This is a genomic window from Bacillus sp. B1-b2, from assembly GCF_009183415.1.
Classification (GTDB): domain Bacteria; phylum Bacillota; class Bacilli; order Bacillales; family Cytobacillaceae; genus Niallia.
On sequence record NZ_WEHU01000044.1, the window covers coordinates 1 to 23,183 of the forward strand.

The following is a 23,183-nucleotide window of genomic DNA, read 5'->3' on the forward strand; positions in this document are numbered from 1 at the left end:
CCTCCGAGAGAATCATACCTTCCAGGATTCGGGGCTTGTTATTACCGAAGTAACATCGCCCAACCTATAACAGTAAATTCATGCTTTAAAGCAAAAAGGAGCGACTGCCCGTCGCACAAAGAAAGAGCCTCAGCTATTGGAGACTCTCTCAAAACATTAACTCTTTAATTTATTTTTCATATACAGTTGAACAAAAATTAGTACAAACAAAATATTAGCACCTAATGTCAGTAGACCATAGACAAAATCACCTTTAAGAAGGATGACTACGGCTAACAAGATACTCTGACATACTAATATCATTCTCATAATCTTTTCAAACGCCCTTTTTCGGTAAACAGGATCTATAGGATATATACGTACCCAGAGCTTGTTATCATAAGCATTCCATAATGGAAGAAGCTGCAATCCTGTTAAAAACAAGAATAAAACGCTAATAAATACTTGTCCTGGCCCGTAAGAAAGGAAGAAAATAAACAATCCACTAATCACTGTTAAACGAATGGTTAAACCAAAATAGTCACCTAATCTTATGTAAGTTCTCCAGTATAGATGTGTAAATACATTCTCTGTTTTATAAGGGATTCGATTCAATAAAACATCCATAATATGTCTTCTTTTCATTCGATCTCTCAGGGCAGGAACTTCTGTAAACATATTCGCAAAACGATAAAAAGAAGCTAATCTTTTTTCATCCTGCTCAATTAAATATTCCCACTTCAACCCTTTATGACTAGTTGCTTTCATAAAATATAGCAATAGGAAAAATAATAAAGCAAGCAATGCAACTATAAACATTAACGATGCATCTGCAAATAAGAGATATAACAGAACAAGATTTATCAGAAAACGAACTCCTGTATCCATTAGGTGATAAGAAGGATCCACATAATATTGTATATGCCAGCGAATAAGAAGATTAATTCCCTTTGCTACAAGAAGTACCACTAATAAATACCAAAAGCCACTAAAATCTCCCTCATGAACTACTGCATACAAAGGCATAAGAACAGCAAGGAGCATGAGGAGAATATATCCCTGTATCAAAAAACTAATTACCATGCTTTGATGAATATACCGTTTCATCTTCGTTTCAACAGAAATCAGAAAAATTCGATCGGCATTTTTTAAAAATGTATAGATAGGACTCTTGGTCACAAAAAAGGCTAAAATAATACTCATTATAGGAGCCACGGGGAAATCTTGTGAAATCGTTTTTAGCCATGCTTGATAATAAAAAGCACCAGTACCTAGCAAAAAGACTAAAACAATAACCAAATGTCCATTTAAAATATATTTTAAGTACCGACTATATTCTCTTGCTGTTTGGCTAAATCTTTCTCTCCATAAAACCCCTGCATCAAACTTAAACATTTTCTTCTTCCTTTGTAAGGAGGATATAAATATCATCTAATGTAGCATTTGGCATATTAAATTCTTTCCTAAGCTCCTCCATTGTCCCCTGACACTTTATTTTGCCTTCATGAATGATAATAATTCTGTCACAATATCTTTCTGCTGTTGCCAGAATGTGAGTAGACATCAGTATACCTGCTCCATTCTCTTTCATTTTTTTTAATTGATCTAATAATGACTGTATACCTAGTGGGTCTAATCCAACAAATGGTTCATCCACTATATAGAGAGATGGCTCCACTAAGAAAGCACACATAATCATTACCTTTTGCTTCATTCCTTTTGAAAAATGAGCTGGAAACCATTTTAACCTTTTTTCCATACGAAATTCTTTTAACAGTAAAGGCATTCTCTCTTTATATTGTGCTTCAGATAACCCATATGCCATGGCTGTTATTTTTAAATGCTCTTCAAGCGTTAATTCATCATAAAGAATAGGTGTTTCTGGTACGAAGGTAAATTGTTTTCGATACGCTTCTTTATCACTTTCAAATGTTTTTCCATTAATAAAAATTTCGCCTTTATGTGGCTCCATTAATCCAATAATATGGCGAATGGTTGTACTTTTTCCTGCTCCATTTAAACCAATTAATCCAACCATTTCTCTTTCTTGAATGGAAAAGGAAATATCCTTGAGTACAGGATTTCTTGTATATCCACCGATAACATTTTTTATTTCAAGCAGTGCCATATTTCATGTACCTCCTATGTATTACCTATAGTTTATCAACATTTCTGGATAAATAAAAATGTTACATGAGATTTTTTTTAATAATATGGTATATAACTTTTCTAATCGGGACATTCTATTTATTGAAGGGGAGCACCAAAGAAAATATTGAAGTAAAACGACAATATTAAATGAGGTGTTTGCAAAAGATACTTTCATGTTCTTTTAAATAGAGACTTCACTCGTTCTTAAAAAGGGGATGTTAACTTTGCATAGCTTAGTTAATAACTTTAGATCTGTAACACCATTTATTGCTTCTTTGAAAGCAGTCAAATAGTCATTTCCACTTTGAAATGAGGTGTTTGTCGCAGACTGTCATCCATTCTTTATACGTTGATACAAGTTGTAAAGACTATATAAGGGGATGGTTCGTTTGAACAATGATCGAAATTCTCAAGAGATGAAACAAAATCATTTTTAAATGAGGTGTTTATCAAAGAGAAGAACCTTAAGTAACGTTAATTAGAAGCTCCTCTCCTTCATTAGAGGATGTCTTAAAGGTAAAATATTAGTTGTGTATTAGTTAAGGAAGTTTTCATAAACTTTTTTATCGAAAATACAACGAGTATGTAGCCTTATAAAGACATCCTCTTTTCCTTTATGTATACGAAAAAATTTGTGATACAATATTTTAAAAGCAGAAAAGAAAGGATGAACGTTTTGAGCGATTGCATTTTTTGTAAAATAATAGCTGGTGAAATACCTGCTAAAAAAGTATTTGAAAATGACCATGTCATTGCTTTTCTAGATATCAGTCAAGTAACAAAAGGACATACATTAGTTGTGCCTAAAACACATGTAAAGGATATTTTTGAACTAACACCTAAAATATCAAAAGATCTCTTCGAAGTAGTTCCTACAGTTGCTACAGCCATTAAAGAAGCATATAACCCCATTGGATTAAATTTATTAAATAATAATGGGGAAAAAGCTGGACAATCTGTATTTCATTATCATATGCACATTATTCCTCGATATGGTAAAGGTGATGGTTTTGGAGCTGTCTGGAAAACAAACTTTGATGGATATACAAGTGAAGAGCTTACACAAATTGCAGATGATATTAAAGAAAAAATATAATACATAAAAAAATAACATTATATAGTCATAATGATAAATAACGACCTCTACATAATCTCTTCCTTTATTATAAAGTCATTTGATTTTACATAGGGATTGAGATTATTTTTTTAGAAACATAAAGTTGCCAGCATTGGACTTTCTAACAGCAATAAGTAAAAATTTTAATCTGTACAAATCCTCTTAATTTGTTAGTATAAGGATAATCTTAATGTCTGATAACAGACTTTCATAAACCTTAACATTTTAGGAGGAACCCCTTGATGAAAAGAGCTTATAACTTTAATGCAGGTCCTGCTGCATTACCTAAAGCTGTGTTACAAGAAGCACAAGAGCACTTATTAAATTTTAATGATACAGGTATGTCTTTGATGGAATTAAGTCATCGTAGCAAAGAGTATGAAGCAGTACATAATGAAGCAAAAGATTTATTAACTTCCCTATTATCTATACCTGATAATTATGAAATCCTCTTTTTACAAGGTGGGGCTAGCCTACAATTCACAATGGTACCAATGAATTTACTTACAGAAGGAAAAACTGCTTACTATTCCCTTACTGGTGTATGGGCAGAAAAGGCGTTAAAAGAAGCAGCTAAAATTGGTGAAACTGGCATAATTAATAGTAGTAAAGAAACGAATTATACGTACATTCCAGAGTCTTCTTTCGAGGAGCTTCCAAGTGATGCTGCGTATTTGCATATTACCAGCAATAATACTATTTACGGTACACAATGGAGTACTTTTCCTACAAACGTAAGTGTTCCTCTTATTGCTGACATGTCCAGTGATATTCTAAGTAAGCCTTTTGATGTTTCACAGTTTGGAATGATATACGCAGGTGCTCAAAAAAACCTTGGTCCTTCTGGAGTAACGGTTGTAATCATTAGAAAAGATTTAATTGTCAATAATCCAGCATTACCAACCATGCTGAACTATGAAACGCATTCCAAAAATAATTCTTTATTTAACACTCCTCCTACTTTAGGTATTTACCTATTATCATTAGTATTAAAATGGGCAAAAGAGCAAGGTGGAATAGACAAAATTGCTGAGATCAACGAGTATAAAGCATCCTTATTATATAATACAATCGACGAAAGCAACGGCTTCTATAAAGGGCACGCTGAGCAAAACAGTCGCTCTAGAATGAATGTTACCTTTACTCTACAAACAGAAGAACTAACAAAGGATTTCTTACTTCAAGCTAAAGCTGAAGGATTTGTTGGTTTAAATGGACATCGTTCTATCGGAGGATGTAGAGCTTCTATCTACAATGCTGTACCCGTAGAGAGTGTCGAGGAGTTAGCATTATTCATGAAAAAATTTCAAGCATCAAACCAATAGATTAAAGTATTATATAAGCATTATTATAAACTTCTATAGAAAAGGGGATGGCTTAAGCATAAAGTCATTCCTTTTTCTTATTCCTATAAGCTTTACAAATAGTAATCTACCTATCAATACGTTATAATGGGGAAAAACAGTGAGGTGGCAAAAATGAGCGCAAAATCATTCTTATCAGGCTTTTTAATTGGTGGATTAGCAGCTGGAGTTACAGCTTTACTGACCACCCCCATGTCAGGAAAAGAAATGAGAAAATCCTGTAATGATACAAGCCAAGCATTTTTATCTCATATTCAGGAACTTAAAATTGATTTAGTAGCTATCAAGGATTCAGTGAAAACGGCAACAGTAGAAGGAAAAGATGTTATAAGCGTTTTTTTAGAAGACTTAAAACAATCTATAGAAACCTGGAAAGAAGAAACAAAGCCACATCAAGAACAATTGCAAGCAGATCTAAAAGAAATGGAAGCTGCTATTAAAGAGTTAGAATTAGACTTAGATACAAATTCTGAAACTACTACTAATCATTAATAACTCTCAAAAAACGGAGAAAAGGTTACACAAACCTTTCTCCGTTTTCCTTACAAACCCCTCCCCTTGTTTGTTATATTTTCTGACACAATGATGTGAATATTAATATACACATATAATTTCTTACTTTTTAATACTCCTTACTCCAGTTGGAATAATGGATATTATAATCTTCTCTCCTATTTTTTCCTATACAACTCTTTTTTTATAAAAATATTCACACATTCAAAAAAATCCTCTATAATACACAAATAATCTATTCTGCCATAGAAATCATTTCCTTTTAACAGATGAATAATTATTTAGTTATTCGATATTTTATTCAAAGAAATGTTTTCTTTTTTTAAATATTCTTATTTCTAAAAATTTTGTTAATTTTATCTTTATTAATTTTTGTTTTATTGGCATAATGATTATAGACAAATAGAAAAGTAGGTGATTGGAGATGAACGAAAGTCATATCTCAATGAAGGAAGCATTACTCTTCACACAGAGAATTGGACAACTTAGTAAGGCTCTATGGAAAGCTATCGAGAAAGATTGGCAGAATTGGATAAAGCCCTATGATCTTAACATTAATGAGCATCATATCCTTTGGATAGCTTATCAATTAAACGGAGCATCCATTTCAGATGTGGCTAACTTCGGTGTTATGCACGTATCCACAGCATTCAATTTCTCAAAGAAGCTAGAAGAGAGAGGATTACTTCAGTTCTCCAAAAAAGAAAATGACAAAAGGAATACTTATATCTGTTTAACAGAGCAGGGGAAAGATATTTTTGTAAAAACAATGGAAAGCTATAATCCTAGCAATAGTACTGCTTTATCTGCAGCGCTTCCCATTAAGGACTTATATGGGAAATTTCCTGAATTAATGGAAATGGTGACTATTGTGAAACAAATTTATGGGGAAAACTTTATGGATATTTTCGAAAAGTCTTTTACTAATCTAGATGAAATTTTAGAAGAAGAAAACGGACACTTAAGACAAAAAGAGCCTGTGTTCGCTAAATAAAAGAGAGAGAAATATTGGGGATAGAATACACTGGTTTTGGACATTCCAAGCAAGTGGTAAAGGAGGAGAAAGCACGCTGCTTTCTTTTCTTTTTTTAGAACATAGAATAAAAGAAGAAATAACTACGCTCTCTTATCATCATTACATAATAGCCACCCTCCATATCCATAAAAAAAGAAAGCAAAAATAAGAGCAAAGAAAACAATAAAAACTTTATTCCCCCTATTGTTTTTTTATAGTATTCGTTGTAAAGTAGCAAAGTGAGTTGACTTTATATAGTCTCTTCACTAAAAATATCTCCCTTTGGAGGGCTTGAACATGAACTGTTGGAAGACGGTAAACTTTCATAAAAGATATGGAATAGAGCGCCTATTTTTTATGTCTTCCCTAACTATGATAAGTTGTTTTCTATTTCTATACGTACCAATTACATCGTATTTTGCCAAAAATGAATTATCAGATGATTACTTTTTTCTTTTGTTGTTGAGTATCTTAATAATTTATCCATTACACAAATTATTACACTTACTTCCGCTCATATCTATGCAAGATAAAATAAAGAAACACTGGGAAATTGTTTTTAATATCTTTCCTGTTTTTCATATCCAAGTAAAAGAACCAATCGGTAAAGGTTTATTTTTATTAACCCTGATGACTCCTTTTATTATTATTAGCGGATTATTGTTATGTCTTTGTTTTCAATATACTCATTATGTCCATTACTGTTTAATTTTATTTGCCTACCATACTGGGATATGCTTTCCTGATTTTCTTCGAATGAAGAATTTATGGAAAACACCTAAAACATGCTATGTAGAGGAAAATGAAGATGGATTTGAAATATTAATTAATAATATCCATTAAATAGAAACTGGGATTCTATTACTATCCTTTTTATCATATAATCTAAAATAAAAGATTCACTGAAATCAGCTACACAGACATTTAGTAATCTACATTTACTTTATAGACATAATTTTTGTCGCTTTAAACACATAGAACAGTATTCAAAGTAATTATACTATCTTTTTATCTTGTAATTTGATAATGTAAATAGCATACAATAAATTAGTCATAAGGAGGGAATCAACGATGATCTCCATATTTATTCTTGTAGCCATTTTTATTTTATACAATATTAATAGACTCACAAATGCTCTCTGTTTGCAAAAAGAGATACCAGAAGAGAAACAGCCAAAAGTATTCCGAACAATCAATGTTCTAATTACTATTCTTTTGATTTCTTCCTATGTAGATATTCTTTTTTAAATAGTTGAGATAAAAAAGAAGTAGCGAATTTATAAGATTCGGCTACTTCTTTTTTATGTTCTGTTTATCTTATAACCAAGATGCTCCGATGATAACTAAAAGGATGAAAAGAACTACTAATAAAGCAAATCCTCCACCATAAACTCCTGTTCCTGACATGAAGATTCCTCCTCTCTTTCTATGGATCCGACTACTGTGGCGTTTGTTAGAATTCACCCTAGTAAGAATTCTAATCACTTCATTTATTTATTAAAGCCACGCAGCGCCAACGATAACTAAAAGAATGAACAATACAACGATTAACGCAAAACCTCCGCCGTATGCGTTACCCATAGTAACACCTCCTTTTAAGGTTGCTACCATTCCATTTTCCTTACACTATTATGGTGTTTCCGGTAATACTTTTTGAGCCGTAAAAGAGGTATTTATACGTGCTTCTCACCTACTTTTACGTAATAACACCGTAACAACCGTTTGAATTTGCTTTTTGCGAATTCAGAAGCTTTTTTTCAAGCTCAATGTATCATATGTATTTGACCTAATTTCGGAACAGGATATACACCCATTTTTTTCTTAGAATACTTAGTTTAACTAGTCCTTCTGCTATATCCCTTAAAATGAAGGCTGATTTTTTTATTAACTTATGAAAGGGAAAGACTCCTTTATATGAGTATAAAAATATGTTTCACCTTATATATGTAAGGTTTACTTACATCGACATATAAAAAAAGGGAAGCCCTGTCCACTTTAGGGCTTCCCTTTTGAAAGTTAATTATCATATGCTCTTTCCTCTTTATTTCTACGCTGTTTTTCTTCTTCTAAGCGTTCCATATATACGGAACCTTCACGCTCAATTATGTCATTTTCTTGCTTTCTATCTTCTTTTCCAGTTTTAACTGCCATAAAAGCACTTATAGCAATTCCACCAAGAACAAATAAAATCCACATTGGTATCTCAAACATTATAAAACTCTCCTTTCTAGTAAATCTTTCTCTTACTTTATCCTATGCTAGTAAAAGTAGATTATTCCTATTCCCAATGGTAAGGAGAACAAAAAAAAGATAGACCTAGGATCTATCTCTTCTTCTTATTTATGGAATGTTGGTTTATAGAACGATCTATTTTCTAGCGCAAAAACTCTTTCAGTGAATTCTCCAGGTTTTACTCTTTCTATTACACGATCTAGCATATTCATTTTTGCATCTAAATTATCTATATAATGAATGATTTCTGCTTCTTTGATTAATGGTGCCTTCGGACTTCCCCATTCTGCTTTTCCATGGTGACTTAAAACAATGTGTTGAAGAATAACCACTTCTTCCCCATGAATATCGAGCTCTTCTGCTGCTTTACCTATTTCATTAACCATTATGGTAATATGTCCTAGTAATGTTCCTTCCATTGTATAGGTAGTGGAAATAGGACCTGATAATTCTGTCACTTTCCCTAGGTCATGTAAAATAATACCACCATACAGTAAGTCTTTGTCCAAACTAGGATAAAGAGTAGCAATTGCTTTAGCTAAATCAAGCATGCTTACAACGTGATAGGCTAATCCTGAAACAAATTCATGATGATTTTTGGTTGCTGCTGGATATTCTAAAAAAGCTTGCTGATGTTTCTTTACTAAGTGTCTTGTAATTCTTTGGATGTTAGGGTTTTTCATTTCAAATATATATTGCGTAATTTTACTCATCATTTCATCAGTCGTTATTGGCGCTGTTTCTAAGAAGTCCTCTAATCTAACTCCATCTTCCTTTGTGGCCAATCTTAGCTGACGAAGCCTTAATTGGAGCTTTCCACGGTAGCTTTGAATATCACCTATTACCTTTACGATAGTCTCTGGTCGATAATTTTGCTCGTCCAAATCCGTGGCATCCCATAATTTAGCTTCAATCTCTCCACTTTTATCTTGAAATATTAATGTCATAAACGGTTTTCCATTACTAGCTACTGCTTTAGTAGCGCTTTTAATCAATAGATAGGAATCAATTTGTTCTCCTACATCGTGTTGTAGTACTCCAGATTTCGTCATTTCTCTCTCCCTTTCACGCTTCTTCTTTCAAGTATATCATGAAGTCTCTTTCTTTTTATTAGCTTGTTTTGATTTCCTGAGATGGTAAAACATGCACACTTTCTTCTAGGAAGTTTGATAATAGATGTCGGTGACAAGTAAAGAAGATTAACTGATTATTTTTACATGTTTTTAATAGTTGAATGACTTTACTTGTTCGTTTTTCATCGAAATTTACGAAGCTATCATCGATGATAAATGGAAAAGAGTATTTTTGGTAAAAAGTCTGAGCGAGAGCAACTCTAATAGCTAAATATAATTGCTCTGTTGTTCCTTGACTTAACTCCTTTGCTTCAAAGAATACGTGATCCATGCTCTCAACTATAAATCCTGTTCCTTCCTCTTTCGGCAGTATGCGAATGTATTTCCCTTCTGTTAAGAACGCTAGGTTTTCCTCTGCCTGTTGCAACATAATGGGTAGTTGTTTTTCTTTATATTGTTCAACTGTTCTCGATAGTAACTGTTTGGCAACCGCATATTTCCCCCACTCCTTAACACTATCTGCAAACTCTGCTTCTAACTGTTTAAAGGTGTGTAAGCTATCCGTATAAATACCGCCGCTTTCCATTTGTTTAATATCTAATTGAATGCTTGCTAGTTCTTCTATATTTTTTTGAATTTGCGTTTTAAGGTTATTTCTTTTTTCCTCCTTCTTTAAAAGTTGATCTTCTGGTTTATAGATATTTTGATAGATAGCATACTTATCTTTGGTAATAATGGACATGCTTAACTGTAAATCTAAGGATGTAGCTTTCTCTTCTAGTTGTTTTCTTTCTAAATCAATTGATGCTTTTATACGAAAGTCTTCTTCCTCTTCTACATTTGCAAGAGAAAAGAGTCGCTCTTTTTCATGAAGAAGATGCCTAGATTCTATTTGATAGGTTTCTAATTCTTCCTTGAGATCTCCTTGTTTTCTTTTGTTATCTTCTAACATCTTTTGTTTAGCTTCTTCTTCCTCTATTACATTTCTTAAACGGTAACACTTATTAGCAATTGTATCATCCTCTTGTGAAATAAATTGATGAAATAGTTGAGTAATACTGCCTATAATTTGATTTTTTTCTTTAGAGATAGAGTGAATTTCTTTACCTAACGAATCTCTTTCTCTCACTTTTCCTTTCCATTGTTCCACTAATAAGAACGCATCAAAAATTTGCTTTCTTGCATTTTCATAAGGTAACTGAAGCTCATTAGCAAGATTTCTTAATACTTGTTGATGATTAAGATATTCCGCTTCCCATCTTTCAAATCCTTGTAATACCTTTTCATAGTTCTCATTTTGTTGTTCCAATTTATACTGCAGCTGACCATACTGTTCTCTTAATGAACTATCTTCGTTCCATCTTTTTTCATCAAGAAGAGACCATTCATTATTTTGCCCATTACTATCCAACAACTCGTCTCTTTCTGCTTTAATAAGACGTAGTTGCTTCTGATACTTTTCCAATTCTTCCCGAGCCTGCTTTCTTCCATTTAAGAAGAATAAAAAACTAATCATCCCAAAGCTGGTACCGAGAATTAACATAATCCATTGTTGAATAAACAATGCCACAGCCGTTACTAAAAGGCATAAGGTTACGATTATACTTGTATAAACGGTCTGATTCTTACTTCTTTTCTTCACTCCTATCATTTGATCCTTTAACTGATTTAGTTCTCTTTCTATAATCTTTGCTTTGTCTTGATTCCAACTAGATTGTTCTTTCTTTTTTAGCCGTGCTTCTATCGCACTTCTTTCTTCACTAGATAATAATTTGGCTTTTTGCTCTTTTATTCGCTGCTCTAAGGATTCTAATAATGCTTGCTCTTCCTTTAGCCGAATATCTAGTTCTTCCTTTTGGTCGTATAAACGTCTTTGTTTAGAAGCTGCATTAGCACATTGTTCTTTCATAAAAATACTAGTATTGCTATCTGCTATCTTCGTATCATCTATTGAAAGATGTAACTTTTCTTTTAGAATAGAAATTTCCTCTTCTACTAATGTGCACTTATTATGAAGCTTATGATATTGTTGTTGTAGTTGTTCTAGTAGTGGTCCTTTTTCAGCAGCAGTTAGAATTTCTTTCTTGGCATTCAATATATCTTCATGAACAGAGTGTTGTTTTCTATCTTTTTCTAATTCTGCTATTTTCTTTTCAAAGTATTCAATCTTTGCTTCTATAGAAAGAAGTCTTTCTTTTATAGTCTCCCAGCGAGATAATCCGTCCTTTGGAAAGGCCACTTGTACATATTCCTTTAGCTTGTCTTCTATATGGTACTTTTCTAAAACCAATGGATTTATCTTTATCCATTCTTCCAGTTGTCTTGTTTCCTCATTTTCTTTAAGCAGTTCTTCTTCGAATTCCTCATTTATTGAAATCAATTGCGTCTTCCTAGTCTGCACTTCCTCATACATACTATTTTCTTTTTCTATTCTTTTTAAGTCCTTATACTTCTCTTTGATAACCTCTAGCTTTTCATTTAATAAAGGCTTTTTCCCACTTGGCTTAAAGCGTGTATCTAATTCTTTTTGCAATTCGTTTTCTACTTTTAACAATACGTCCGAACCAACTGCTCCAGTAGAAAATAAAAAACGACCTAGCTCTTCTCCCTTCATTTGTTGAATATTTTGTAGCCCATGTAAGTTAAAGGAGAAAATAGATTGATAGATCCCTTTGTCTACTCCTAACAATAAGCTCTCTAATAATGCTTCTTGCCCTCTTGTACCATCCTCTAAGGTTACAGTAACATCCCCTGTAGCTTTTCCCTTCACTCTTTCAATAATAGCTAGACCATGTTTAGGAAACAGTACCTCTAATGTCCCTCCATATTTATGTTGCATTTTTGGCTCATATCTTAATTCACTTTGCTGTTTTGTGGGAAAGCCAAAAAGTATACTATGAATAAAGCTCATAATAGTCGATTTACCAGCTTCATTCTCTCCATAAAACACATGAATAGAGGAGTCTATGGAAAAGGTTTTATTCTCTAATTTACCATAGCCATAAATAGTCAATTTTTTTATTTGCACGTATGTCACCTCTATTTATTTATTTACTAGCATTTTGATTAAAAGCTCTTCTGCTTCTTTCATCCATTCCTGCTTTTCCTCATTAGAAAGTTCTTGTAAAAATCGATGAGCACTTGAATGCTGATAAAGAGGTGCTATTGCTTGCTCTACTTGCGTTGTATCCCCTGTAATAGCGAATAATTCCTCATAAAATGCTGATTCATCTCTTAAGTTCTGTTTCATCCATTGTACATTTTCATGTACCTTTATTTCTCTAACCCATATAAAGGTATCAGCATCTAATATTTCATGCTGTAAAATTTCTAGTAGCTCTGTTATAGAAAAAGTTTCTTCTATTAATAAGTTCTCTATTTCAAGTGATAAAATAAAAGAATAACCATCATTTTCAAATTCAGCGATTGTCTTTTGACAGGTGCTATATAATTCATCAAAGTTTGAAACATGCTTAGCATCTATTAACAGATATTTCCAAACAATCTCTGATGAAGGAATGAACTCGATTTGAGAATCACTTTCTCTTAATTCCACATAATAACTACCTTTTATTTCTGATTCTTTCTTATGTCTACCTTGTATATTTCCAGGATAAATAATAGGTGGGTTATCTTTTAAAATCTTTCTTTTATGTATATGTCCTAATGCCCAATAATCCATTTTCTTACTAAGTAAATCTTGAATAGTAAAGGGTGCATATGCACTATGCTCTACGTCACCCTCTAAATTACCATGTAGTAAGCCAATGTGAAAATTCCCATCCTCTAATTTATGATATTGATCAATTCTTCGATCACGAATATATCTCTTTTCATAACTAAAACCGTATAGATTTACCGTTATGTTTTCTTTTATGTATTTCTTTACTGATACTTTTGAGGGAAAAACATGTACATTCTCTGGTAGTTTAATATGAACCCAATTTCCATTTAAATGATCATGATTTCCATGAATTAGATATACTTGGATATTGGTCTCTTTTAACCGTAGCATTTCGTCTCTAAAGCGAATTTGTGCTCGTATGCTTCGGTCTTCTCCATCATATATATCTCCTGCAATAATCATGAAGTCTACTTTCTTGTTAATTGCTGTATCGACAATTTTCTTAAATGCTAAGAATGTACTTTCTTGAAGTTTTTTATGTAAGGTTTTCGGTAGATTACTTAATCCAACCATTGGGCTGTCTAGATGTAAATCGGCGCAATGAATAAAAGATACATGCATACTCTCACGTCCTACTAATTGTTTGCCTTTATTTTACCATGCCAAAAACACGAATGCACGTTCTGATGATGTGTATTAAAAAATGCCCCTATTAAAGAGGCATTTCTAAATCTATCAATCTTTTTTAGTTAACTGTAATGCTTTTTTGATATCTTTATAGGAGTTGGATTTTCCGTACATTAGGACTCCTCCTTTGTACACTCTTGCTCCGAAAACTGCTAATATAATGATGGATAAAACAAGTACTGCGATGCCGAGTATTGGCTCCCACATTGGTAGATTTAGCATTCCAACTCTCATAAACATGAGCATTGGTGTGAAGAATGGTATATAGGACGTGATGGTTACAAATGTTGTATCTGGAGTACTCAGTCCGAACACAGCAATCATAAAGCCAGCGACAATAAGAAACGTCATAGGAGTAATCATTTGGTTAACATCTTCTATTCTACTAACCAATGATCCTAATAATGCAGCAAGTGTTGCATATAGGAAATACCCTAGAATGAAGAACAATACAGCATAAATAATCGTGCTTACTGATACATCACTAAATCCAAAAGTGCCTCCCAGCGAACTTAAGTCTTTGTTGCTAGTAAGAGAATAGTAGCCAACAACCATTAATACACCTAGTTGCGTCAAACTTAATAACCCTATCCCTAATATCTTCGCAAACATATGCTGAATTGGTGAAACACTTGAGATTAGTATTTCCATTACTCGAGAGGATTTCTCTGTAGCTACCTCTGTTGCAATCATACCTGCATAAAGAATGACAGCAAAATAGATTAAAAACAGTAACACATATACTAGCCCTCTAGCCTGGCTTAATTCTTCCTCTGTTTTTGCATTTTGCTCTAGCGCTATTCGTTCAAATGATACTGGTTCATTTAATTTAGCTAGCTGTTCACTGTTCAAACTTAGTTGATTTGCTGCTAGCTGACTTTTAACTGTTTGAATGCTCGTTGTTAAATCTGTTGCTACAGAAGAATCAGCAATATCCATGGAATAGTAGGTTGCAACTGGCAGGTTATTAGCATCCATGCTTATAACCAAGAGCCCTTCATAGTCTCCTGATTCCACAGCTGATTTACCTTTTTCTTCACTATCTGAATAGTTTTCTAACTCGATACTTTCATTAAGTGTTTTTGTTATTTCTTGCAGTGGAGCAAGAATGGAGTTACTTTCATCTATAACTGCTACCTGCTGATTCTCCTCTTCACCACCAAACATATCAATAATGTTGGTAATATTGGACAAGGCCACTATAAATAACAGGGAAATAAGAGTGGTAATAATAAAGGATTTTGTTTTTATCTTACTTACATACGTATGAAATAAAATAGTCCAAAAATTACTCAAGAGAAGCACCTACCTTTTCGATGAAAATATCATTTAACGAAGGCTCTTCTAATGCAAATTTACGAATAAAACCTTGACCAACAATATCTTTTAAGATTTTCTCCGCTATTTCCTCTCCTTCTATTTGAAGGGAAACGCCCTCTGCAGTCTCTTTTAACTTCAGAACGCCAGGATATCGAATAAGATGAGACAAATTAAAATCAGCATGAATGGTTACATTTTTCTTACCAAAGCTTCTTTTTATATCTTTTAAAGAACCATGTACTACTGGGCTTCCTTTGTGCATGATACATAGATATTGACACATTTCCTCTACATGCTCCATACGGTGACTCGAAAATACGATTGTTGTCCCATTTCTTTTAAGTTCAAGTACTGCGCTCTTTAAAAGCTCTACATTGACTGGGTCTAACCCACTAAAAGGTTCATCCAGGATTAATAATTTTGGCTTATGTAAGACAGCACTAATAAATTGGATTTTCTGTTGATTTCCTTTTGATAACTCTTCTACTTTTTTGTCCATATATTCAGGCACTTTAAAACGCTCTAACCAATATTCTAATTCTTTTAAGGCTGCCTTTTTTTCCATGCCTCTTAACCTTGCTAAGTAGACAAGCTGATCCTTTACTTTTAGTTTTGGATACAAGCCTCTTTCTTCTGGTAAATAACCGATTTGCGGACTTGTACTGTAGTCAATCGGTTTCCCTTCCCAGGTAATACTACCTTCCGTACTTCCTAAAATACCTAATATCATGCGAAATGTAGTTGTTTTCCCAGCTCCGTTACCACCTAAGAATCCGAACATTTCATTTTCTGGAATAGAAATCGATAAATCATTAACAGCTGTATATGTACCGAACTTTTTCGTTACATTTTTCAATTCTAATGCCACAAAATCGCCTCCTTCAATACTACTTACGAACTTCATTAGGAAAAGTTTCATAAAAAATTCAAAAAGAGCCCGTACAAATGTACGAACTCTCTTTCATTTTTTCTCATTAATGTGGTAAGAACACTAGTTGAATAAGGAATAGAACTGCAAAGATATATACTAAAGGATGAACTTGCTTTCCTTTACCTTTTACAAGCTTCAGTAATGGATAAGAAATAAATCCTAATGCAATACCTGTAGCAATACTTGATGTTAATGGCATGCTTAAAATGACAAGAAACGCTGGGAACGCTTCATCAAATTCAGACCACTTAACATCACTTAAAGCTCCCATCATTAAGCTACCTACAATAATTAAAGCAGGAGCCGTAATGGCAGACAATCCAGAAACGCTACTAACTAAAGGCGCAAAGAAAGCAGATACAACAAATAATATAGCTACTGTCACACTTGTTAATCCTGTTCGGCCGCCAGCTGCAACTCCAGCAGTTGATTCAATAAAAGCAGTTGTCGGGCTTGTCCCAAATAATGCACCAAAAGAAGTTCCTAAAGAATCAGCAAGCATAGCTTGTCTAGCTCTTGGTAAGCGATTATTCTTCATAAGTCCTGCTTGTTCAGCAACACCAATCATCGTTCCTGTCGTATCAAAAATGGTTACTAGTAAGAAGGAGAAAACAACAGCATATAAGCTATGTTGAAAAACATCCCCAATAGCACTAAACGGATTACTAATAATAAGACCTTCAGGTAAATGTGGCATCGCAACAATACCTTCATTAAATGATAAAAATCCAGTAAAATAAGCAATAATACTAGTTGCAATCATTCCAATAAATAAAGCACCTCGTACATTTAAACTAAATAAAATAACTGTTATTGCTAAGCCTACTAAGGCTAAAACTACTTTTGGTGACTGTAAATCGCCAAGTCCCACTAAATTCTCCGGATTATCTACTATAATTCCAGTTTGTCTAAGACCAATAAAAGCTATAAATAAGCCGATTCCTGCTGTAATACCATGCTTTAAATTATCAGGAATAGCAATAATCAATTTCTCCCTAAATGGTGTAAGAGAAAGAATTAGGAAAATAAGCCCTGCTACAAATACGGCTGCTAGAGCAACTGTATAGTCCACTCCATTATTTCCGACAACTGAATAAGCAAAATATGCATTCAAGCCCATTCCTGGAGCAATAGCAATAGGATAATTCGCAAGAAGAGCCATCCATAGTGTTCCTATTACTGCTGAGATAATGGTTGCAAGAAAAACTTGATCAAAGGGAATACCAGCTGTCGATAATATGACTGGGTTTACAATCACAATATATACCATTGTTAAAAAGGTGGTTAAACCTGCTGTTATTTCTGTTTTAACTGTTGTATTATTTTCTTTCAAGCGAAACATAATATAAAAACCTCCAAAGACGAACATTTAAAAACAACATTTTCTATTTTATTCGTTTTATTAGGAAAAATCAACTACTTTTCTACTTTGTTTGCTCATCCATTTCTCAACATTTGCTCATCCATTTCTCAACAGAATATATACGTAGTTTTCCAATTTCCCAAATATATATCAATAAAAAAACTACCAAGAATTATTCCTGATAGTTTTACTCCATTATTTTACTTTTTCTTTAGAGAAATGGGCCTCTAAAAGTTCTATCTTTTTATCTGTATATTCTTTAAAGCTATCATTGTATGACTTTGGATCTTTCGGGTTAGAAAATTGAGTGATTTTTCCTGTTACTGTATCAATAAATTTACTAGAAGCTCCACATCCAAGGCCAATAACTGTTTGAAGTTCTTCCATCATCATGATGTTATAGATGCTTTCTTGTCCTTTTTTGGAATATCCTACATTCTCCAAATTGCCAAGGATATTCTTTTGACGATATAAATAGTAAGGGACATAGTCAAATTCAGCTGTCCAATCTTCCGCCATCTTCATCATTTCTTGAATCTCATCTCTGTCTGCTACTTTATATCGTGCTTTATTTCTTGTCATTTCTGACGCACGCTTGAAAGATAGTGTATGAACAGTTAACGATTCTGGCATTAATTCTTCTGTACTATCAAGAGAATGCTGAAACTCTTCTACACCTTCTCCTGGCAATCCAATAATGAGATCCATATTTATATTATTCATACCATGTTTACGAGCTAAATGATATTTATCGATTGTTTCTTCCACTGTATGATGTCTACCTATTGCTTTTAATGTTTGTTGTGTATATGATTGAGGATTAATACTAATTCTGTCAATATTCCACTTCTTTAACACTTCTAATTTTTCTTCCGAAATCGTATCTGGTCGCCCAGCCTCTACTGTCACTTCTCTAATATTTTCTACGTTTGGAAAAGAAGCATACATTTGCTCATATAACATGTCCATTTCTTCTGCTGTAATACTTGTAGGTGTACCTCCTCCATAATATACAGTAGTAATTCCTATTCCTCGCTCTTTTAGCCATTCTCCAATTTTCTGTATTTCGTAATGTAAACCACCTAGAAAGGAAAAAACAGAACCTTGTCTTCCATTAATGGCGTAAGCAGGGAATGTACAATAAGCACATTTAGTTGGACAGAATGGAATACCGATATAAATACTCACTTCTTTTTTTAAATCATATAAATCTGGAATTACAGCTAATTGACGGTCCACTATACGCTGCATTAAATCAATTTTTTCGTCTGACATAAGGTATTCAGAACGTAGATATTGATGCGCTTCATTCAATGGAGTCTTATTTTGCATATGACGATGAAGCAATTTAGTTGGACGTATTCCCGTTAGAATCCCCCACTTTTGAATCATTCCAGTATATGCTTGAAGCATTAATAAATAGCTTTGAGATACAGCATTTTTTTGTTGCTTAAATACTTCTTTTTCTTCTATCCTAGATAAATCCTTTTGACATTCAAAAACCTTAGCTTCTCTTAATTCATTAAGTGTCCCCTTTACAATAAACTGATTATTCTCTAGAGTAGTCTCAAAGCTAACATGTAATTCAGCCTCTTCCTCTTCTGTGAAAACAATTTTTGTATCCTCAAAAAATAAATTGCCAATATGTTCAAGTGATCTTATATATCTTTCATCTGATAAACCTTTTATTTTTATTACCTTCATTATTTAAACTCACCTTTTATATAATCTAAAATCCTATACATTAGTGTAACGAATGTATCTTGCTAGGTCAAAGTATTCTCTTGAAAAAAACGAAAGGAAGTTAATAAGTTAAGAGCAAATACTCCTTTCTTAGTAACTCCCATTAAGAATATATATAAAGGCTATTTTATAATGTTCATTTTACGTAAAAATTCAATAGGCTGTTGCTTACGAAAATGTTCCTTTATCATATAAGCAACTCCTTCTTGGTTGTTTGATCGCGTTACCCAATCAGAAGCAATTTTCAGTTGATTAGGAGCATTCCCCATAGCAACACCAAGTCCAGCTGCTTCAATCATCTCCAAATCATCCATATTGTCTCCTATTGCTACGATCTGACTGCTTTTAATTCCCAGCTTTTCTCCAAGAAATAGCAGTCCGTTTAATTTAGAAACACCTTCTGGTAGTATGTCTAATCGTAAGTCGTTATGTTGAATAATATGAATATCCTCAAACATCTTTTCAAGAACCTCTTTTGCATCCATACAATCTTTTTTCTCTTCAAAATACACTTCCATTTTTGGAGGACTAACAGGTTCTTCTAGTAAGACATCACTTAATATATCAACAAATTGATGAGAGTAGAATACTGGATCACCTGAAGATAAAACGGTCTTTGCCATCATATTATGATTAAGCTTTGACTTATTTGCTAAAGAGAATTTCTCATGAACTAATCGAATTTGACATATAAAACCTTCTAGAAATCGAACTATATCAGCAGTGAGATCTTCAGACAATCGCTTTACATAAATCGTATCATCTTCAGCATTTGATATGACTGCTCCTTCATGTGTCACAATATATCCATCCAATCTCAGAGCCTTTGCTACCTTTTTGGCAGAAGGCAAGCTTCTGGAAGTGACTAATGTCACATAGATTCCTTTTCTTTCTACATATTCAATAGCTTCTTTTGTCGATTTACTTAAACGACCATTTGATTGCAGGAGAGTACCATCTATATTTACAGCTAACAGGCGATAAATCATATATTTCCCCCATTTCTCGATGTATTGTCTTTATATATCATGTATGTGAGAAACAAGCATAATAGAACAAACTAATAAATATTCGTTGTCTGTTATGGAGTTATTGGGAAATATTACATTCTATACTTTTGTATAAAATATGTCGTTTTTTATAAAATAATAAACGTAACACCCAATAAAACAAATCAAGGAGGAAACATTCACATGGCAAACAACAATTCATCAAATCAACTACTAGTTCCTGGAGTATCACAAGCATTAGATCAAATGAAATATGAAATTGCAACAGAGTTTGGAGTAACCCTTGGTGCTGAAACTACTGCTCGTGCAAACGGATCAGTTGGTGGAGAAATCACTAAAAGATTAGTTCAAATGGCTGAACAACAATTAGGCGGTAGCAACTACTAATTTTTTTACTTTAGGCCTACCAGATTAGGTACAACTTAATATAATTGGCTGCTAGAGGATGGCTATTGCCATCCTCTTTGTCTGTTGGTGGGCTAGAAACGATCGCCACCGTTAGTTGAAGAAGAAGAGTTTTTTCCACAATCGTGCCCGATAATTGAATATCAATCAGCTTCTTTTAACAAGTATAATTGGATATCCCTCTTGAATTACCATGCACTATAATATTCCAAAAAATGTACTGTACTTTTAATTATTTAAAGCTAGTTGAATATGTGCATAGGTGGTTATCATGCCTTGCGCAAAGTCTGATACTTTGTTCCATTCACATTTTTACTACCATTAGGATATCGATAAGTAAGGACCTCTCTCTTAATAATAATATTTCAAATTACTATTTTTTCACCATATGTTACAGCTAACTTAAATATCCATTATCATGAAGAAAAGGCACATTTCTTATTCTTGAAATATGCCCGATTGTGGAAGATAAGCGCCCTACAGACCAAAACCAGATAGTGGGTTAATCCTTTACATCTTCCTTGCATATTTTACTAACTAGCTGCCAGTCATAACTCGTTGCTTTCTTTATTTCTCGGTCCAATCCTATTACAATTTTCATATTGAGGATTGGAACTCCTTTATTTTTCGCATTAAACCCTAATAAATTTTGTAGAGATAACTAATTATTATGTCGTTTGTTAACTTCAATTGTAATGAACTCCGGCAAATAGCTGGGAGTACATCCCTTTGCTACTTTTTCATCTTTGTAAAGACCCGTTTTCTCACCAAGTTTTATACAACGTGCCCGATACTTTTCATCATAAACGCCTATCCAACCTGCAGTGAAATTCATAGCCCATTGAACTTCTGGTTGTTCCTGCGTAATATTAGCTTCTAATGCTGATAGCAAGTATGCCGTGTTATCAGGCGGTGTTCGTCCAGTCCATCTCAATCTTCCTTGATAATACCAGAAAGCTCGCCTTTGAAGAGCAGAAGGACTATTTTCCCATGACTCCATCCATGCAATTTTCTTCTTGTCTTTGGTGAGCTGATTAGCCATTAACCAATCCATTAATTTATTTCGCTCATCAAAAGTGTGAGTCTGCATATCCTTATCAAGCATATTTAGCACATCTAGTGAAAGAAGTTTTTTGTCCATAATTAAGATGGCTAATAGTCTGGGCAAAAACTCTTTGGTTGACCAAAGTTCCATAGCAGTTCGTGGTCTTTTTTTATGTCCTTCGCATTTTTTCGTAAGTCACCTAGCTTAGTATTACTATTGATCTGATGTAGAATATTTTCCACTTTTGAAAAATGGTTTATTTCTGTACCTTTATTCTTATTCATTTTATACAGCTCCTTTATTAAAGTACTGTTTCATATTATGTCCTTGGCGGTATATATCAAGAACTTAATTTCGTTATAAGTCTTATTACAGTGGTGTGGAATTTATCAACTAGGGTGCTGAATGGTCTGGTATCATAAATTAATGAATTTTCTTTCGTTGACTTATTCCACCATTAATATTAACATATATATATTTCTAAAATATGGATGATGTCGTCAACTTAAGAGATATCATTCATTAATCTTTCATGAAAACCTAGTAGAAGGGGTAAATATATGATTATTCGAGAAATAGAAAAAGAAGACAATGCAAAAGTAAAAGAAATTATAAAGAATTCCCTAAAATCACTTGGATTAGATATTCCTGGTACAGCATATTTTGACCCTCAACTTAATGATCTTCACTACTACTATAGTAATTTAAAACATGCGAAATATTGGGTAGTAGAAATAGAAGGAGAAGTTGTTGGTGGGATTGGTATAGCCCCATTTAACGAACAAGATAAAGTTTGCGAATTACAGAAACTATACTTAAGCACCAAAACACAAGGTTTAGGTTTTGGGAAAAAATTAATGGAAACAGCTCTGTCATTTGCCTCTAAGCATTATGAAAAGTGTTACTTAGAAACAAAGCACGAATTGAAAACAGCATGTGTATTATATGAAAAATTCGGATTTAATCTTCTATATCAACCATTATTAGGATCTGACCATTCTGCGATGGATGCATGGTATTTAAAAGATTTGGACTACAAGAAGATTTGAATAAATAGAATCCCGAGTTCCTAATGTGGAGATCGGGATTCTTTTATTGTAGAGAATCATACTATAATTTAGATTCCAATTACTTTCTTGAACTTATCTCTCCTTAGAGCTTCTTCAAGTGCAAGTACCCTTTCATTTCGCAATCTAAATTTTTTAATTTTATCATTTCATAAAAACCTATAGACTGACCCTTTCCATCTTAATCAAACAGAAAGATTTAATGAAAAAATCGAAAGGGTGCATTTCAAGATAGAAGAAACACTAAAAAATGGCTGCTATTTGGAAGCCATTTTGGGCTAGTTATTTCATCGGTCTTATGGATATAGTCTTTCTTCTATCTTTTTATTTTACGGAATAATGATCTGATTGTAAATAAACCAGAATACATCCACATTAAACTCTCAAACCTAAAAAAGAAGGATGCCTTTTGGCACCCTTCTCAGCTTGTAGAGAAAGTACTATTTTCTCTGCAAGTTTTTTATTTCAGATAGAATTTAATGATTAGAATGGTTATTTAATTCTTCCTTTTCCATGAAAAAAGACTCTCATGCATCTATCCAA

Annotated in this window: 22 protein-coding genes and 1 pseudogene; 8 read left to right on the forward strand and 15 right to left on the reverse strand. The window is 33.2% G+C overall.

The features are described from left to right. Positions 1-156 precede the first annotated feature (156 nt). The gene (locus F9279_RS23230; RefSeq protein ID WP_152116515.1) at positions 157-1,374 is read right to left on the reverse strand and encodes an ABC transporter permease; all 1,218 of its coding nucleotides are present in this window, start codon (positions 1,372-1,374) and stop codon (positions 157-159) included. After that, positions 1,367-2,107, reverse strand: coding sequence for an ABC transporter ATP-binding protein (locus F9279_RS23235; RefSeq protein WP_152116516.1), 741 nt, complete (start codon positions 2,105-2,107; stop codon positions 1,367-1,369). The genes F9279_RS23230 and F9279_RS23235 overlap by 8 nt, the downstream gene beginning before the upstream one ends. Positions 2,108-2,797: 690 nt before the next feature. On the opposite strand from F9279_RS23235, the gene F9279_RS23240 reads away from it, so the two are divergent. From F9279_RS23240 to F9279_RS25415, 6 genes are all read left to right on the forward strand, one after another. Further along, positions 2,798-3,226 carry an HIT family protein gene (locus tag F9279_RS23240; protein WP_193224688.1) on the forward strand — a complete coding sequence of 143 codons (429 nt, stop codon included), beginning with the start codon at positions 2,798-2,800 and terminating at the stop codon, positions 3,224-3,226. Positions 3,227-3,489: 263 nt separating this feature from the next. Further along, positions 3,490-4,572 (forward strand): 3-phosphoserine/phosphohydroxythreonine transaminase, encoded by a 1,083-nt coding sequence (serC, locus tag F9279_RS23245; RefSeq protein ID WP_152116518.1) that lies wholly within the window; start codon positions 3,490-3,492, stop codon positions 4,570-4,572. 153 nt (positions 4,573-4,725) lie between these two features. Further along, positions 4,726-5,103, forward strand: coding sequence for a YtxH domain-containing protein (locus F9279_RS23250; RefSeq protein WP_152116519.1), 378 nt, complete (start codon positions 4,726-4,728; stop codon positions 5,101-5,103). 445 nt (positions 5,104-5,548) lie between these two features. Next, the gene (locus F9279_RS23255) at positions 5,549-6,118 is read left to right on the forward strand and encodes an HTH-type transcriptional regulator Hpr (RefSeq protein ID WP_152116520.1); all 570 of its coding nucleotides are present in this window, start codon (positions 5,549-5,551) and stop codon (positions 6,116-6,118) included. Between the two features lie 318 nt (positions 6,119-6,436). Next, positions 6,437-6,982, forward strand: coding sequence for a DUF3267 domain-containing protein (locus F9279_RS23260; RefSeq protein ID WP_152116521.1), 546 nt, complete (start codon positions 6,437-6,439; stop codon positions 6,980-6,982). A gap of 228 nt (positions 6,983-7,210) precedes the next feature. Further along, a complete protein-coding gene (locus F9279_RS25415) occupies positions 7,211-7,387 on the forward strand; it encodes a hypothetical protein (protein WP_193224689.1) in 177 nt (58 codons plus the stop codon). A gap of 69 nt (positions 7,388-7,456) precedes the next feature. Here the strand turns inward: F9279_RS25415 and F9279_RS23265 are convergent, their stop codons facing one another. From F9279_RS23265 to F9279_RS23315, 11 genes are all read right to left on the reverse strand, one after another. After that, complete coding sequence (locus F9279_RS23265; protein WP_152116522.1) at positions 7,457-7,546, reverse strand: YjcZ family sporulation protein; 90 nt, start codon at positions 7,544-7,546, stop codon at positions 7,457-7,459. Between the two features lie 90 nt (positions 7,547-7,636). Next, positions 7,637-7,750, reverse strand: a complete 114-nt coding sequence (locus F9279_RS23270) for a YjcZ family sporulation protein (RefSeq protein ID WP_413463240.1) — start codon at positions 7,748-7,750, stop codon at positions 7,637-7,639. Between the two features lie 405 nt (positions 7,751-8,155). Then, positions 8,156-8,350: a sporulation YhaL family protein gene (locus F9279_RS23275; protein WP_152116523.1), complete on the reverse strand. Its 195-nt coding sequence runs from the start codon at positions 8,348-8,350 to the stop codon at positions 8,156-8,158. Positions 8,351-8,475: 125 nt separating this feature from the next. Next, the gene (gene yhaM, locus F9279_RS23280) at positions 8,476-9,423 is read right to left on the reverse strand and encodes a 3'-5' exoribonuclease YhaM (protein WP_152116524.1); all 948 of its coding nucleotides are present in this window, start codon (positions 9,421-9,423) and stop codon (positions 8,476-8,478) included. Between the two features lie 58 nt (positions 9,424-9,481). Continuing rightward, entirely contained in the window at positions 9,482-12,472 is a 2,991-nt protein-coding gene (locus tag F9279_RS23285; protein ID WP_193224690.1) for an ATP-binding protein, read from the reverse strand. 15 nt (positions 12,473-12,487) lie between these two features. Then, a complete protein-coding gene (locus F9279_RS23290) occupies positions 12,488-13,690 on the reverse strand; it encodes a metallophosphoesterase family protein (RefSeq protein WP_152116526.1) in 1,203 nt (400 codons plus the stop codon). A 114-nt stretch (positions 13,691-13,804) separates the two neighbouring features. Beyond that, positions 13,805-15,052: an ABC transporter permease gene (locus tag F9279_RS23295; RefSeq protein WP_152116527.1), complete on the reverse strand. Its 1,248-nt coding sequence runs from the start codon at positions 15,050-15,052 to the stop codon at positions 13,805-13,807. Beyond that, positions 15,045-15,944 (reverse strand): ABC transporter ATP-binding protein, encoded by a 900-nt coding sequence (locus F9279_RS23300; RefSeq protein ID WP_152116528.1) that lies wholly within the window; start codon positions 15,942-15,944, stop codon positions 15,045-15,047. The genes F9279_RS23295 and F9279_RS23300 overlap by 8 nt, the downstream gene beginning before the upstream one ends. Before the next feature lie 106 nt (positions 15,945-16,050). After that, entirely contained in the window at positions 16,051-17,349 is a 1,299-nt protein-coding gene (locus F9279_RS23305) for an NCS2 family permease (protein ID WP_152116529.1), read from the reverse strand. 216 nt (positions 17,350-17,565) lie between these two features. Beyond that, the gene (locus F9279_RS23310; protein ID WP_152116530.1) at positions 17,566-19,074 is read right to left on the reverse strand and encodes a coproporphyrinogen III oxidase; all 1,509 of its coding nucleotides are present in this window, start codon (positions 19,072-19,074) and stop codon (positions 17,566-17,568) included. A gap of 161 nt (positions 19,075-19,235) precedes the next feature. Next, a complete protein-coding gene (locus tag F9279_RS23315) occupies positions 19,236-20,102 on the reverse strand; it encodes a Cof-type HAD-IIB family hydrolase (RefSeq protein ID WP_152116531.1) in 867 nt (288 codons plus the stop codon). 204 nt (positions 20,103-20,306) lie between these two features. Here F9279_RS23315 and F9279_RS23320 point away from each other — a divergent pair, with 204 nt between their 5' ends. Continuing rightward, complete coding sequence (locus F9279_RS23320; RefSeq protein WP_152116532.1) at positions 20,307-20,510, forward strand: alpha/beta-type small acid-soluble spore protein; 204 nt, start codon at positions 20,307-20,309, stop codon at positions 20,508-20,510. Positions 20,511-20,526: 16 nt separating this feature from the next. Here F9279_RS23320 and F9279_RS26025 read toward each other — a convergent pair whose 3' ends face one another. Beyond that, on the reverse strand, positions 20,527-20,649 hold the full coding sequence (locus F9279_RS26025) for a hypothetical protein (RefSeq protein ID WP_264298279.1): 123 nt from the start codon (positions 20,647-20,649) through the stop codon (positions 20,527-20,529). Positions 20,650-21,189: 540 nt separating this feature from the next. After that, positions 21,190-21,857 (reverse strand): annotated as a pseudogene (locus tag F9279_RS23325) (DNA alkylation repair protein). A 276-nt stretch (positions 21,858-22,133) separates the two neighbouring features. On the opposite strand from F9279_RS23325, the gene F9279_RS23330 reads away from it, so the two are divergent. Continuing rightward, positions 22,134-22,622: a GNAT family N-acetyltransferase gene (locus tag F9279_RS23330; protein WP_152116533.1), complete on the forward strand. Its 489-nt coding sequence runs from the start codon at positions 22,134-22,136 to the stop codon at positions 22,620-22,622. Positions 22,623-23,183: the final 561 nt, after the last annotated feature.

Bases quoted from the DNA above. Each gene is read 5' to 3' on its own strand.
- F9279_RS23230 (WP_152116515.1), bottom strand. From the start codon at position 1,374: ATGTTTAAGTTTGATGCAGGGGTTTTATGGAGAGAAAGATTTAGCCAA.
- F9279_RS23235 (WP_152116516.1), bottom strand. From the start codon at position 2,107: ATGGCACTGCTTGAAATAAAAAATGTTATCGGTGGATATACAAGAAAT.
- F9279_RS23240 (WP_193224688.1), top strand. From the start codon at position 2,798: ATGAACGTTTTGAGCGATTGCATTTTTTGTAAAATAATAGCTGGTGAA.
- serC (WP_152116518.1), top strand. From the start codon at position 3,490: ATGAAAAGAGCTTATAACTTTAATGCAGGTCCTGCTGCATTACCTAAA.
- F9279_RS23250 (WP_152116519.1), top strand. From the start codon at position 4,726: ATGAGCGCAAAATCATTCTTATCAGGCTTTTTAATTGGTGGATTAGCA.
- F9279_RS23255 (WP_152116520.1), top strand. From the start codon at position 5,549: ATGAACGAAAGTCATATCTCAATGAAGGAAGCATTACTCTTCACACAG.
- F9279_RS23260 (WP_152116521.1), top strand. From the start codon at position 6,437: ATGAACTGTTGGAAGACGGTAAACTTTCATAAAAGATATGGAATAGAG.
- F9279_RS25415 (WP_193224689.1), top strand. From the start codon at position 7,211: ATGATCTCCATATTTATTCTTGTAGCCATTTTTATTTTATACAATATT.
- F9279_RS23265 (WP_152116522.1), bottom strand. From the start codon at position 7,546: ATGTCAGGAACAGGAGTTTATGGTGGAGGATTTGCTTTATTAGTAGTT.
- F9279_RS23270 (WP_413463240.1), bottom strand. From the start codon at position 7,750: ATGGTAGCAACCTTAAAAGGAGGTGTTACTATGGGTAACGCATACGGC.
- F9279_RS23275 (WP_152116523.1), bottom strand. From the start codon at position 8,350: ATGTTTGAGATACCAATGTGGATTTTATTTGTTCTTGGTGGAATTGCT.
- yhaM (WP_152116524.1), bottom strand. From the start codon at position 9,423: ATGACGAAATCTGGAGTACTACAACACGATGTAGGAGAACAAATTGAT.
- F9279_RS23290 (WP_152116526.1), bottom strand. From the start codon at position 13,690: ATGCATGTATCTTTTATTCATTGCGCCGATTTACATCTAGACAGCCCA.
- F9279_RS23305 (WP_152116529.1), bottom strand. From the start codon at position 17,349: ATGTTTCGCTTGAAAGAAAATAATACAACAGTTAAAACAGAAATAACA.
- F9279_RS23310 (WP_152116530.1), bottom strand. From the start codon at position 19,074: ATGAAGGTAATAAAAATAAAAGGTTTATCAGATGAAAGATATATAAGA.
- F9279_RS23315 (WP_152116531.1), bottom strand. From the start codon at position 20,102: ATGATTTATCGCCTGTTAGCTGTAAATATAGATGGTACTCTCCTGCAA.
- F9279_RS23320 (WP_152116532.1), top strand. From the start codon at position 20,307: ATGGCAAACAACAATTCATCAAATCAACTACTAGTTCCTGGAGTATCA.
- F9279_RS23330 (WP_152116533.1), top strand. From the start codon at position 22,134: ATGATTATTCGAGAAATAGAAAAAGAAGACAATGCAAAAGTAAAAGAA.